We start from the raw sequence: 12530 nt of genomic DNA, 5'->3' as shown, positions 1-12530 counted from the left end.
CCATCATGGCAGAGGTACTAACCACCGGAGCAAACGAGATCGCCGGCCACGAATACCTGGCGTTCACGCTGGGCTCGGAGGAATACGGCATCGACATCCTCAAGGTGCAGGAGATCCGCGGCTACGAGGCGGTGACCCGCATCGCCAACGCGCCGGAGTTCATCAAGGGCGTGATCAACCTGCGCGGCATCATCATCCCGGTGGTCGACATGCGCATCAAGTTCAACCTCGGCTCGCCGGTGTACGACCAGTTCACCGTGGTCATCATCCTCAACATCAGCGGCCGCATCGTCGGCATGGTGGTGGACTCGGTGTCGGACGTGACCACCCTGACGCCGGAGCAGGTCAAGCCGGCGCCGGAGATGGGCACCGCCTTCAGCACCGACTACATGATTGGCCTGGGCACCATCGATGAGCGTATGCTGATCCTGGTCAACATCGACAAGCTGATGTCAAGCGCCGAGATGGGCTTGATGGAGCAGATCGCGGCCTAAGCCACGCCGCCGTCAGTACCAAGGCAGCGCCCAGAGAGTGCGCGCCAGTGACCACACACATCCGGGGTTCGCGAGCAGGTCCCGGCGAGCAAGCATAGACAGCATAGGGGAGAACAAGATGAATTTACGCGACTTCAAAATCGGCGCCCGCCTCAGGATAGGCTTCGGCAGCATACTGCTGATCCTGGTGGCGATGGTCCTGATGACCAATTACCTGAACTACAGCAACAAGAGCAAGCTGACCAAGGGCCTCGAGCTGTCGACCGCGAAGAACCTGCAGGCCGGCGCCATGAAGAGCGCGATGCTGGAGACCGGCATCGCCATGCGCAACATCGGCCTGCAGTCGGACGTCAGCCTGATGCAGAAGGAAGAACAGAAGGTCAAGGACCAGCGCGCCCGCTACGACAAGGCGCAGGTCGACCTGAAGGCGCTGGGCCTGAACGACGCTGAAAAGAAGGCGCTGGCCGACATCGCCGCGCTCGACGTCGACGTCGACAAGGCGTTCAAGGAGGCGATCGGCCAGGTGCTGGCGTTTAACAGCGAAGGCGCGGCCAAGGTCATTTCCGGCCGCATCGATCCGCTCAACCAGCAGACGCTGGCGCTGATCAACAAGCTGGTCGACATGCAGCAGGCCAACGCCAAGGAAGTGATGGACGGCTCGGTCAGCTCCGACCGCAGCCTGATGATGATGCTGTTCGGCCTGGGCGCGGTGGCGGTGGTGCTCGGCATCGCCTGCGCGGCCGTCATCACCGGCTCGATCACCGGCCCGCTGGCCGGCGCCGTCGAGGTGGCGCAGAAAGTGGCCGCCGGCGAGCTGACCTCGCAGGTCCAGGTCGAAGGCAAGGACGAGACCAGCGAGCTGCTGCAGGCGCTCAAGGACATGAACGACAGCCTGTCCAAGACCGTCGGCGACGTGCGCAACGGCACCGAGATGATTTCCACCGCGTCGCAGGAGATCGCCTCCGGCAACGCCGACCTGTCGGCGCGCACCGAGTCGCAGGCCAGTTCGCTCGAAGAGACGGCGTCGTCGATGGAAGAGCTGACCTCCACCGTCAAGCAGAACGCCGACAACGCGCGCCAGGCCAACCAGCTGGCCGTATCGGCCTCGTCGGTGGCGGAGAAGGGCGGCACCGTGGTGTCGCAGGTGGTCGAAACCATGGGCTCGATCAAGGCCAGCTCGAGCAAGATCGTCGACATCATCGGCGTCATCGACGGCATCGCGTTCCAGACCAACATCCTGGCGCTGAACGCGGCGGTCGAGGCGGCCCGCGCGGGCGAGCAGGGCCGCGGCTTCGCCGTGGTGGCGTCCGAGGTGCGCAACCTGGCCCAGCGCTCGGCCGGCGCGGCCAAGGAAATCAAGGAACTGATCGGCGATTCGGTCAACAAGGTCGACGCCGGCAGCAAGCTGGTCGACGAGGCCGGCCAGACCATGGACCTGATCGTGACGTCGATCCGCCAGGTGGCCGACATCATGGGCGAGATCACCGCCGCCACCCAGGAACAGAGCAACGGCATCGAGGAAGTCAACCAGGCCATCACGCAGATGGACGAGATGACGCAGCAAAACGCCGCGCTGGTGGAGCAGGCCGCCGCGGCGGCCGAGAGCATGCAGGAACAGGCGCAGATGCTGGCGCAGGCGGTCAGCATCTTCAAGCTGGCCGATGACGAGGCGCATCGTTCGTCCGCCCGCGCGCCGGCACCGCGGCCGGCGCCGCGTGCGGCGGTGGCCGCACCGGCACCGGCGCCGGCGCCGCGCGTGGCCGCCGCGGCCCGTCCGGCCGCGCCGAAAAAACTGGCCACCCCGGCGCCGGCTGCCGGCGAGGAGTGGGAAGAGTTTTAAGAAGACGCCGCCGCGGGCATTGTTAGTGGATACAAATAAAGGTTTTAACATATGCCGCAAACCAAAGACACCGTCAAAGAGTTTGATTTCAACGCCAAGGACTTCGAACGCGTCCGCGGCCTGATCTACAAACGGGCCGGCATCTCGCTGGCTGACAGCAAGCAGGAGATGGTGTACAGCCGTCTGGCGCGGCGTTTGCGCGCCACCGGCATCGGTTCGTTCGGCAAATACCTGGACGAGCTCGAGGCCGGGCGCCTGGGCGAGGAATGGGAGTCGTTCACCAACGCGCTGACCACCAACCTGACCTCGTTCTTCCGCGAGGCGCACCACTTCCCGCTGCTGGCCGAACATATCAAGGGCAAGCGCGAGACCCTCAACATCTGGTGCTCGGCCAGCTCGACCGGCGAGGAGCCGTACTCGATCGCCATGACCGTCTGCGAGGCGTTCAACACGTTGACGCCGAACTGCCAGATCATCGCCACCGACATCGACACCAATGTGCTGGCCACGGCCGCCAACGGCGTCTACACCATGGACCGGCTGGACAAGATGTCGCCCGAGCGTTCGCGCCGCTTTTTCCTCAAGGGCAAGGGCGACCGCGAAGGCATGGCGCGCGTGCGGCCGGAGTTGCGCAACATGATCACTTTCAAGCAGCTGAACCTGCTGGCCGACAACTGGCCGATCAGCGGCCAGTTCGATGTGATTTTTTGCCGGAACGTGATGATTTACTTTGACAAGGCGACTCAGCGTAAAATACTGTCCCGCTTTGTCCCATTGATGAAACCGGACGCCCTGTTGTTCGCGGGCCATTCGGAGAATTTCCTCTACGTGTCGGAGTCGCTCAAACTACGCGGCAAGACGGTGTACGAGCTGGACGATCAACACCGTGGTGCTGCCCAAAAAGCATCGCAACGCACATGAGAATAAAAAATGGATCTCGAACAATTTGCCACGAACGTCTATTACGATAGAACGTTCGACTGCGAAGCCGCCAAGATACTGCCGGGCGAGTACTACTTCACCAACAAGGATATGTTGATCGTGACGGTGCTCGGCTCCTGCGTGTCGGCCTGCATCCGCGACCGGGTCACCGGCCTGGGCGGCATGAACCACTTCATGCTGCCCGACGGCGGCGGCGACAACGGCAGCCCGGTGTCGGCCTCGGCGCGCTATGGCACGTATGCGATGGAAATCCTGATCAACGACCTGCTCAAGGCCGGCGCCAAGCGCGAGAACATGGAGGCCAAGGTGTTCGGCGGCGGCGCCGTGCTCAAGGGCTTCACCGCGATCAACGTCGGCGAGCGCAACGCCGCCTTCGTGCTGAACTTCCTCAAGGTCGAGAAAATCCGCGTGGTGGCCGAGGACCTGAACGACATCCACCCGCGCAAGGTGTATTTCTTCCCCCGCACCGGCAAGGTGCTGGTGAAAAAGCTGATGCAGACCCACAACGACACGCTGGCCAAGCGCGAGATCGAGTACGCCAGCCGCCTCAAGGTGGCGCCGGTGGGCGGCGAGATCGACCTGTTCTGACCGAATTGAGGGCATAGGGCCCGGAAAGTAGTGTTTTATGAAGATCAAAGTCCTGATCGTCGACGATTCCGCGCTGATCCGCAGCGTGATGAGCGAGATCATCAACAGCCAGCCCGACATGGAAGTGGTGGCGGCCGCCCCCGATCCGCTGGTCGCGCGCGAGCTGATCAAGCAGCACAACCCCGACGTGCTGACGCTCGACGTCGAGATGCCGAAGATGGACGGCCTCGACTTCCTGGAAAAACTGATGCGGCTGCGGCCGATGCCGGTGGTGATGGTGTCGTCGCTGACCGAGCGCGGCTCGGAGATCACCATGCGCGCGCTGGAACTGGGCGCGGTCGACTTCGTCACCAAGCCGAAGATCTCGATCCAGGCCGGCATGCGCGAGTACACCGACCTGATCACCGACAAGATCCGCGCCGCCTCCAAGGCGCGGGTGCGCGCGCGCGTGCTGCCGCAGGCCGGCGCCGACGGCCAGGGCGGACAGACCCAGCTGCCGCAGCTGCGCAATCCGCTGACCTCGTCGGAAAAGCTGATCATCATCGGCGCCTCCACCGGCGGCACCGAGGCGATCCGCGAGTTCCTGATGCAGATGCCGTCCGACTGCCCCGGCATCCTGATCACCCAGCACATGCCCGAAGGCTTCACCACCTCGTTTGCCAAGCGCCTCAACAGCCTGTGCAAGATCTCGGTGCAGGAAGCGCAGGGCAACGAGCGCGTGCTACCGGGCCACGCCTACATCGCCCCCGGCCACTCGCACCTGTACCTGACCCGCAGCGGCGCCAACTACATGACCCGCATCGACCAGGCCGAGCCGGTCAACCGCCACCGGCCGTCGGTGGACGTGCTGTTCCGTTCAGCCGCGCAGTGCGCCGGTAAAAACGCGGTTGGGGTTATCCTGACCGGCATGGGCAAGGATGGCGCGGCCGGCATGCTGGAGATGAAGGGCGCCGGCGCGTATAATTTCGCCCAGGACGAGGCCAGCTGCGTGGTGTTCGGCATGCCGCGCGAGGCGATCGCCATCGGCGCCGCCCACGAAGTCGGCGCGCTGCAGGCGCTGCCGGGCATGGTGCTGGGTTACCTGGCGGCCCACGGCATGCGGGCTTTGCGGGTATAAAGGGTATAAATGCCCCTGTTTGACGTTTTACTGCTACTTTGTTCGCCTTAAAGCAACGAAAATGCTATCCTACAACTTGCTGGCACGTAGATACTATTAACAACCACCGCGTAGAGAAACAACGGAGTAATTCATGGCTGATCCAAAGATGAAATTTTTAGTTGTTGACGATTTTTCGACGATGCGCCGCATTGTCCGGAATCTGTTGAAAGAACTGGGTTATGCCAATGTCGATGAGGCGGAAGACGGCGTGATGGCGCTGGCCAAGCTGCGCGCTGAATCGTTCGACTTCGTCGTGTCCGACTGGAATATGCCGAACATGGACGGCTTGACGATGTTGCAAAACATCCGTGCCGATCCCGCGCTGGCCAAGCTGCCGGTGCTGATGGTGACCGCCGAGGCGAAAAAGGAAAACATCATCGCGGCTGCCCAGGCAGGCGCCAACGGCTATGTGGTTAAACCATTCACCGCAGCAACGCTGGATGAAAAGCTGAACAAGATCTTCGAGAAGCTCGGAGCTTGATAATGGTTGAGCAACACAGCGGATCCGCCGCGGTCGCGATGGATCCGAATGAGGAGTTTTTGTCGCGTATCGGTCACATGACGCGGGCCTTGCATGAAAGCTTACGCGGGCTGGGCCTGGATAAATTGATAGAAAAAGCGGCATCCGACATCCCGGACGCCCGCGACCGCCTCGATTACGTCGCCCGCCTCAGCGAAGACGCGGCGCAGAAAGTGTTAAACGCCACCGATGCCGCCAGTCCGCTGCAGGACCGGATAGGCGGCGACGCCAGGCAGCTGAGCGCCTCGTGGAACGGCCTGCTGGCGGCCGGCGCGCCGGACCCGCAGTGGCAGGCGCTGGCGCAGCAAACCGTCGCCGCGCTGGACGGCGCCGCCGACGGCGCGACGCAGACCAAGGCCCATCTGATGGACATCATGATGGCGCAGGATTTCCAGGATTTGACCGGGCAGGTGATCAAGAAGGTCACCTCGATCGCACAAAACCTGGAAAAGCAGCTGGTGCAGATGCTGATCGATTTCGCGCCTGAACAGATGAAGAAGGAGCTCGACAACGGCTTGCTGAACGGACCGCAAATCGATCCGACCGGCGAAGGCGTGGTGGCCGACCAGGAGCAGGTGGACGATCTGCTCGATAGCCTGGGTTTCTGATCCGCTGTCTTTCATAGATAACCATGCACCAAACCAATTTCCTCGTCCGTGAACCGCTGCTGGACGCCAAGCAGAGGGTGGTTGGCTATGAACTGTCCTGGCAGCGGCCCGGCGGTGCGCCGTCGACGCCGGACGAACTGGAATTGCTGATCGGCTTCGTGGCCGAGCAGGTCAACGACGAGGACCAGGGCTGGCTGCTGCGCGACAAGATCCTGTTCCTTGAAGCGGTGCCGGCGATGCTGTCGACCGACGCCCTGCATCAGCTGCCGCCCGAGCGCACCGTGCTGTCCATCCGTACCGCCGAGCTGGCCAATCCCGACACCATGGCCGCCGTGCAGGCGCTGCGCGCCGGCGGCGTCGGCATCCTGCTGCGCGAGGCCGACCTGACCCGCATCGGCAGCCGCCTGCCGACCATCGCCTCGTATGTGGAAGTGCGCTTTTCCGGCGCCGACGTCGGCGCCCAGGCGCGCACCTATGCGGCGCTGAAGCAATCGTCGGTGGGCATGGTCGCGCGGCCGGTCAGCAACTGGGGCGATTTCGACGCCTGCGCCGCGCTGGGGCTGAACGCCTTCGTCGGCAAGCTGCACCTGACGCCGCGCCCCAGCAGCGACTCCAAGGGCTTGAATCCGGCGCAGACCATCATCATGCAGCTGATGCAGATGGTGCGCCAGAACGCCGACATCGTCCAGCTCGAGGCCGTGCTCAAGCGCGATGCGACCCTGTCGTACAAACTGCTGCGCTTCATCAACTCGGCCGGCTTCGGCGCCGGGCGCGAGATCCAGTCGCTGAAGCAGGCGCTGACCCTGCTCGGCTACACACCGCTGTACCGCTGGCTGACCTTGCTGCTGGCCACCGCCAGCACGTCCGGCTACTCGCCGGTGCTGCTGGAGACGGCGGTGGTGCGCGGCCGCCTGGCCGAACTGCTGGGGCAGGCCGCGCTGGGCAGGAGCGAAGCGGAAAACATCTTCGTGGCGGGCATGTTTTCGCTGCTGGACCGGCTGCTGGGCATCACCATGCAGGAAGTGCTGGCCAATATCCAGCTGTCCGACGACGTGGTCGCCGCATTGCTCACCCGCAGCGGCAAATACGGCCCCTACCTGGCGCTGGCCGAAGCGTGCGAACTCAATTCCGACCTGGTCGCCTCGCTGGCCGCCTCGCTCAAGCTGAGCCCGGAAGACGTCAACAAAGCCCACCTGTCCGCGCTGGCCTGGGCGCAAAACGTCGCAGCCTGATCCGCGTCAACCGTCACGCGTGCGCACATTGACACCGCCGATTGTGAGGCGGATCATCGGCCTATGAATGCGAATTCCGACAAAGACTATATCGATGCCAAGGTGGATGGCATCCGGGCTGTGCTTGACGAGCGCACGGAGGCGATACGCGAGTCCATGCGCGAGATGCGCGTGGCGGTGGAAGCCAAAATCGTCAGCACCGTCGAAAGCGCGGTGTCGCAGTTGGTCAAATGGATGGTGGGCACCTTCATCGCCACGATCGCGATTTTCATCACGGTGATGACCTTTGTGCTGAACAACGCGGTGCCGAAGACGCCGGCGCCGGCAGCGACCGTGCCGGCCGTGATCATCCAGGTCACGCCGCAGGGCGTCAGCGTGCTGCCGGTGGCGCCCGCTGTGCCGCCTAAGCCTTAAATTTCCAGGTTGTCGATCAAACGGGTCGAGCCCAGCTTGGCGGCGGCCAGCACCACCAGTTGCGCGCCTTGCGCCAGGTCGCCGGCGTTGGGCGGCTGCAGGTCGTTGCGCTTGCGGATCGAGATGTAGTCCGGTTTCCAGCCGCGCTTGGCCAGGTCGTCCATCGCCTTGTGCTCCAGCTGGAACACGTCCAGATGGCCCGAGCGCATTTCATTGGCCACGAAATTCAAGGTCTGGTACAGCGCCGGCGCTTCCGCCCGTTCCGTTTCCGACAGATACATATTGCGCGACGACAGCGCCAGGCCGTCGTCGGCGCGATACGTCTCGGCCGCGATGATCTCGGTCGGCATGGCGAACTGGCGGCTCATGTTACGCACGATCATCAGCTGCTGGTAATCCTTTTTGCCGAACACGGCCACGCGCGGCTGCACGCACGAGAACAGCTTGGTCACCACCGTGCACACGCCGTTGAAGAAGCCCGGGCGGAATTCGCCCTCCAGCGTGTTGCCCAGGCCGTCCGGCGGCTGCACACGGTACTCCTGCGGCTCCGGGTACAGATCCTTCTCGGTCGGTGCGAACAGCACGTACACGCCTTCCTTCTCCAGCTTCTCGACGTCGGCCTGGAAGGTGCGCGGGTACTTGTCGAAATCCTCGTTCGGGCCGAACTGCAGGCGGTTGACGAAGATCGACGCGACCACCGGGTCGCCGTGCTTGCGCGCCAGCCGCATCAACGACAAGTGGCCCTCGTGCAGATTGCCCATCGTCGGGACGAAGGCGGTGCGCAGTTGGCCGCTGAGTTGGTCGCGCAATTCTTCTATGGAAGTGATGATTTTCATGACATGTGTTCGCTATGAGCGGTAATGGGAATTCGGGGGAGGGCGGCCGTTCAGGCCGGCGAGTACGCGAGCCGCACGTAGATGGGCGCGAACGGCTCGGCCTGGGTAATTTCAATCAGCGTTTCCTTGGCCAGCTCCAGCAGCGCGACAAAGTTCACCACCACCACCGGCACGCCGCCGGCGATGTCGAACAGGTCGGCGAACTCGACGAAGCGGCTCGATTGCAGGCGCCGCAGGATGCCCGTCATGTGCTCGCGCACCGACAGTTCCTCGCGGCTGATCTTGTGGTGCTGGGTCAGCTTGGCGCGCTTCATCACGTCCAGCCAGGCTTGCTGCAGGTCGATCGGCGCCACGTCCGGCCAGGTCGGCACCAGGCTTTGCTCGATGAATATCTGCGTGCGCACGAAGTCGCGATCGACCTGCGGGATCGTGTTCAGGTCGTAAGCGGCCAGCTTGATCTGCTCGTATTCCAGCAGGCGGCGCACCAGTTCGGCGCGCGGGTCGTCGCTTTCGATTTCCAGGTCCGACTGGCGCTGCGGCAGCAGCATGCGCGACTTGATCTCGATCAGCATCGCCGCCATCAGCAGGTATTCGGCCGCCAGCTCCAGGTTGGACAGGCGGATCTGGTCGACATATTTCAGGTATTGCAGCGTCAGCTGCGCCATCGGGATGTCGAGGATGTTGAAGTTTTGCTTGCGGATCAGATAGAGCAGCAAGTCCAGCGGGCCTTCGAAGGCGTCGAGGAAGATTTCCAGCGCGTCGGGCGGGATGTACAGGTCGGTCGGCATTTTCAGCATCGGCTCGCCGTACAAGCGGGCCAGGGCCGACACCTCGGTGGTGATGGCGGCGGCGTCCGCCTCGGCCGCTTCCGCCAGCTCCGGCGACGGCGCGGCCTCCGCCTCGCCGACCAGGTCGGCTACCGGCGGTTGCGTTTCAACCGTGTCGTCTGGCAACATCCTTGCCGCCCCGGAATGCTTAGACCTTGTTCTGGTAGACGTAAGCTTGTTGCTTGATGGCCGATTTCATCTGGCGCTCCTGCTCGTCCAGCGATACCGGCGGACGGTCCCACAGCAGCGCGCGGCCTTTTTGCTGGCCTTCTTCCATGCCCGGATTCTTTTCCTTCAGCGCCTTGATGAACAGGGTGTGATCGGATTCGTACATCGAATGTTGTTTAGAGAGTTTCATATTTTCTAAGTGGGTGGATCAGCAACTTGTATTTTACCGCGCCGCGGCGGCCGGGCGCTAATTCTATCGCCGGCCTTCAGCCGGAAACGGCGGAATCGGGTATGCTCGGGACGTAATGTTGCATAGTTATCACGAAAAAATAGAAAAATGACCCATCGCCTGACGCCCAAAACCGTTTTCCTGCTGACTTTGCCTCCGCTGCTGTGGGCCGGCAACGCCATCGTCGGCCGCCTGGTGCACGACATGCTGCCGCCGGTGCTGCTCAATTTCCTGCGCTGGCTGATCGCGTTTTGCATCCTGCTGCCGCTGGCCGGGCCGGTGTTCCGGCGCGACGCCGGCATGTGGCGCTACTGGAAGCAGTACGCGCTGCTGGGCCTGCTCGGCATCGGCATGTACAACGCGCTGCAATACATGGCGTTGCAGAGTTCGACGCCGATCAACGTCACGCTGGTGGCGTCCGGCATGCCGGTGTGGATGATGCTGACCGGCTGGCTGTTCTTCGGCGTGCCGGTGAGCCGGCGCCAGGTGGCCGGCGCCGTGCTGTCGATCGCCGGCGTGGTGCTGGTGCTGGCGCGCGGCGAGTGGCGCCACGTGCTGGAACTGCGGCTGGTGGCGGGCGACCTGTTCATGATCCTGGCCACCATCGCCTGGTCGCTCTACAGCTGGCTGCTGACCCGCGCGAAGGAACCGGCCGCCATCCGCGCCGACTGGGCCGCCTTCCTGCTGGCGCAGGTGGCGTTCGGCGTGCTGTGGTCGGGCGGCTTCGCGGCCGGGGAATGGGCGCTGGGCGCGATCCCGGTGCAATGGAGCTGGACGCTGGCGGCGGCGCTGGTCTACGTGTCGGTCGGGCCGGCGGTGATCGCTTTCCGCTGCTGGGGCGCGGGCGTGCAGGCGGCCGGGCCGTCGGTCGGCGCGTTCTTCGTCAACCTGACGCCGCTGTTCACGGCCTTGCTGTCGTCTGCCTTCCTGGGCGAGGCGCCGCATGGCTACCATGTGGCAGCGTTCGCGCTGATCGTCGGCGGCATCATCGTCTCGGCGCGACGCTAGAATCCACTAGCCCGCCGCCGCCTTCAGCGCGTCGATAAACACCCGCACTTTCTGCGGCAGATGCGGCGAAGCAGGGAACACCGCGTGGATATCGCCCTCCGGCAGCGACCACTCGGGCAGCAGCCGCACCAGCCTGCCGGCGGCCACATCCTCCCGCACCGAGAACCAGGTCGCGCGCAGCACGCCGCCGCCGGCCAGCGCGGCGGCGCGGCAGGCATAGGCGGTGTTGGTCGAGAACACGATATTCTGCATCCGCACCTCGCTATGATTGCCGGCGCCGTCCTCCAGCGTGAACGTGGCCGGTTGCCGCAGCACCGTCAGCGCGATGCAGGGCAGCGGCGCCAGCGCCTGCGGGTTGGCCGGCATGCCGTGCCGCGCCACGAACTCCGGGCTGGCGACCAGCAGGCGCACCATGCCGCCGACGCGCGCCGCCATATAGCCCGAATCGGCCAGTTTGCCCAGCCGCACCGTCACGTCGATGCCCTCGGCGATCAGGTCGATCAGGCTGTCGCCGCAGACCAGCTCCACCTTCAGCGCCGGATAGCGCTCCCGCAGCTGCGTCAGCACGGGCGCCACCACCATCACGCCGTAGTCGATCGGCGCGGCCACCCGCAACGTGCCTTGCGGGATGTCGCGTCCGGTGCGGGCCTGCTCGATCGCCTGTTCGGCCTGCCGCAGCAACTGTCGGCTGGCTTCGTAGAATGCGCGGCCGGCCTCGGTCAGCGCCAGTTTGCGGGTCGAGCGCAGCAGCAGGCTGACGCCGACTTCGGTCTCCAGCAGCTGCATGTGCTTGCTGACCATGGACTTGGCCAGGCCGAGCCGCTCGCCGGCGGCAGTCAGCGAGCCCGATTCCACCACGGCGACGAAGGTGATCAGGCGGTTCAGGTTGATGGTGCTTAAATCGGCCATGGTGCGTGCGGAGAGTGATTGTCCACTTAGAGTGAACTGAGATTCCTGTTTTGTCCAGCTTATCAGCACGAAGCCGTCTGAATATACTGGCTGCATCTGTCCATCCACATAGGAAATCCATCATGAAGCTCTACGGCACGCCGCTTTCCGGCCACACCCACCGTGTGCGCTTGTTCCTCAGCCTGCTGAAGCTGCCCTACGAATTCGTCCAGATCGACATGAGGGCGGGGCAGAACCGCTCGCCCGAGCATCTGGCGCGCAGCCCGTTCGGCGAGGTGCCGGTGCTGGAGGACGGCGACGTGGTGCTGCCCGACTCGACCGCGATCCTGGTCTACCTGGCGTCCAAATACGACGACAGCGGCCGCTGGCTGCCGCGCGAACCGCTGGCGGCGGCCCAGGTGCAGCGCTGGCTGTCCAACGCGTCGGGCAAGATCGCCTACGGTCCCTGCACGGCGCGGCTGGTGACGGTGTTCGGCGCGCCGCTCGATCATGAGCGGGCACTAGCCATCTCGGTACGCCTGTTCGACGTGATGGAGGCGGAGCTGGCCGGCCGCCGTTACGCGGTGGGCGACCACGCCAGCATCGCCGACATCGCCGCGTTCAGCTACGTCGAGCACGCGCCGGAAGGCGGCGTGTCGCTCAAGCCGTATCCGAACATCCGCGCCTGGCTGGCCAACGTGCGCGCGCTGCCGGGCTTTGTGGCGATGCCCGCCACCAAAGCCGGCGTGGCGCCCGAAGGCATTTAAGCGAGGCCGG

The 12530-nt window shown here is 64.2% G+C and carries 15 protein-coding genes; 11 read left to right on the top strand and 4 right to left on the bottom strand.

Annotated features, from left to right (window positions below):
- Positions 1-5: 5 nt before the first annotated feature.
- The 9 genes from ACSQ3S_RS23200 to ACSQ3S_RS23160 all read left to right on the top strand — a co-directional run bounded on the left by ACSQ3S_RS23200 (position 6) and on the right by ACSQ3S_RS23160 (position 7797).
- Entirely contained in the window at positions 6-494 is a 489-nt protein-coding gene (locus ACSQ3S_RS23200; RefSeq protein ID WP_176651685.1) for a chemotaxis protein CheW, read from the top strand.
- A gap of 118 nt (positions 495-612) precedes the next feature.
- Positions 613-2334: a methyl-accepting chemotaxis protein gene (locus ACSQ3S_RS23195; RefSeq protein WP_436143912.1), complete on the top strand. Its 1722-nt coding sequence runs from the start codon at positions 613-615 to the stop codon at positions 2332-2334.
- A gap of 51 nt (positions 2335-2385) precedes the next feature.
- Positions 2386-3255 carry a CheR family methyltransferase gene (locus tag ACSQ3S_RS23190; protein WP_436143911.1) on the top strand — a complete coding sequence of 290 codons (870 nt, stop codon included), beginning with the start codon at positions 2386-2388 and terminating at the stop codon, positions 3253-3255.
- 9 nt (positions 3256-3264) lie between these two features.
- The gene (gene cheD, locus ACSQ3S_RS23185; RefSeq protein ID WP_176651682.1) at positions 3265-3864 is read left to right on the top strand and encodes a chemoreceptor glutamine deamidase CheD; all 600 of its coding nucleotides are present in this window, start codon (positions 3265-3267) and stop codon (positions 3862-3864) included.
- 37 nt (positions 3865-3901) lie between these two features.
- A complete protein-coding gene (locus tag ACSQ3S_RS23180) occupies positions 3902-4981 on the top strand; it encodes a protein-glutamate methylesterase/protein-glutamine glutaminase (protein WP_176651681.1) in 1080 nt (359 codons plus the stop codon).
- A 133-nt stretch (positions 4982-5114) separates the two neighbouring features.
- Positions 5115-5504 (top strand): chemotaxis response regulator CheY, encoded by a 390-nt coding sequence (gene cheY / locus ACSQ3S_RS23175; RefSeq protein WP_008450066.1) that lies wholly within the window; start codon positions 5115-5117, stop codon positions 5502-5504.
- Positions 5505-5506: 2 nt separating this feature from the next.
- The gene (gene cheZ, locus ACSQ3S_RS23170; protein ID WP_176651680.1) at positions 5507-6151 is read left to right on the top strand and encodes a protein phosphatase CheZ; all 645 of its coding nucleotides are present in this window, start codon (positions 5507-5509) and stop codon (positions 6149-6151) included.
- A gap of 23 nt (positions 6152-6174) precedes the next feature.
- Positions 6175-7383 (top strand): EAL and HDOD domain-containing protein, encoded by a 1209-nt coding sequence (locus tag ACSQ3S_RS23165; protein ID WP_436143910.1) that lies wholly within the window; start codon positions 6175-6177, stop codon positions 7381-7383.
- Positions 7384-7446: 63 nt separating this feature from the next.
- Positions 7447-7797: a hypothetical protein gene (locus ACSQ3S_RS23160; RefSeq protein WP_436143909.1), complete on the top strand. Its 351-nt coding sequence runs from the start codon at positions 7447-7449 to the stop codon at positions 7795-7797.
- Here the strand turns inward: ACSQ3S_RS23160 and panC are convergent.
- The 3 genes from panC to ACSQ3S_RS23145 are packed head-to-tail and all read right to left on the bottom strand — an operon-like array spanning position 7794 to position 9818.
- Positions 7794-8633, bottom strand: a complete 840-nt coding sequence (panC, locus tag ACSQ3S_RS23155) for a pantoate--beta-alanine ligase (RefSeq protein WP_176651677.1) — start codon at positions 8631-8633, stop codon at positions 7794-7796. The two genes, ACSQ3S_RS23160 and panC, sit on opposite strands and share 4 nt — an antisense overlap.
- Before the next feature lie 50 nt (positions 8634-8683).
- Positions 8684-9589: a segregation and condensation protein A gene (locus ACSQ3S_RS23150; protein ID WP_176651676.1), complete on the bottom strand. Its 906-nt coding sequence runs from the start codon at positions 9587-9589 to the stop codon at positions 8684-8686.
- A gap of 19 nt (positions 9590-9608) precedes the next feature.
- Positions 9609-9818: a DUF3460 family protein gene (locus tag ACSQ3S_RS23145; protein ID WP_176651675.1), complete on the bottom strand. Its 210-nt coding sequence runs from the start codon at positions 9816-9818 to the stop codon at positions 9609-9611.
- 147 nt (positions 9819-9965) lie between these two features.
- On the opposite strand from ACSQ3S_RS23145, the gene ACSQ3S_RS23140 reads away from it, so the two are divergent.
- A complete protein-coding gene (locus ACSQ3S_RS23140; protein WP_436143908.1) occupies positions 9966-10865 on the top strand; it encodes a DMT family transporter in 900 nt (299 codons plus the stop codon).
- 6 nt (positions 10866-10871) lie between these two features.
- Here ACSQ3S_RS23140 and ACSQ3S_RS23135 read toward each other — a convergent pair whose 3' ends face one another.
- A complete protein-coding gene (locus ACSQ3S_RS23135; RefSeq protein WP_436143907.1) occupies positions 10872-11774 on the bottom strand; it encodes a LysR family transcriptional regulator in 903 nt (300 codons plus the stop codon).
- Positions 11775-11896: 122 nt separating this feature from the next.
- On the opposite strand from ACSQ3S_RS23135, the gene ACSQ3S_RS23130 reads away from it, so the two are divergent.
- Positions 11897-12520 carry a glutathione S-transferase family protein gene (locus ACSQ3S_RS23130; RefSeq protein ID WP_413449158.1) on the top strand — a complete coding sequence of 208 codons (624 nt, stop codon included), beginning with the start codon at positions 11897-11899 and terminating at the stop codon, positions 12518-12520.
- Positions 12521-12530: the final 10 nt, after the last annotated feature.

It is taken from the genome of Duganella sp. LjRoot269, assembly GCF_964254095.1.
Classification (GTDB): domain Bacteria; phylum Pseudomonadota; class Gammaproteobacteria; order Burkholderiales; family Burkholderiaceae_D; genus Rugamonas; species Rugamonas hordei.
Note: the sequence above shows the minus strand (reverse complement) of the source record. Positions and strands in the feature narration are given on the sequence as shown.